Here is a 328-nt window from a genome sequence, read left to right on the forward strand (position 1 = left end):
GCTGAGTGTCTACCCTTCCGAGCGGGTGAATTTACTCATTGACGGCACGTATTTTAGCAGGGATTTATGCTTGATTTTGTACCGGGACAACACGATCAAGTTCACCCAGCTCTATCGGTTCAGCGATGGAGAACGATACGAAGAGCTCAAAGAAGACCTGGAAAATCTACTGCTTCTTGGAGTCCAGATCGAGTCAATTACCTGTGATGGACATCGCGCATTGCTCAGAGCGATCCGCAAAGTTTGTCCCCAAGTCACCCTTCAGCGATGTGTGATCCATGTGCAGCGAATGTGTAGAATATGGCTTTCCAGCCGTCCAAAGAGTATT

The 328-nt window shown here is 48.2% G+C and carries 1 protein-coding gene; it reads left to right on the forward strand.

The genetic code is table 11. The features are described from left to right. A partial coding sequence (locus AAA942_RS20270) for a transposase (protein WP_338222132.1) occupies positions 1-328 on the forward strand: 328 nt, incomplete at both ends.

Source organism: Algoriphagus sp. oki45 (assembly GCF_036245605.1).
Lineage (GTDB): Bacteria > Bacteroidota > Bacteroidia > Cytophagales > Cyclobacteriaceae > Algoriphagus.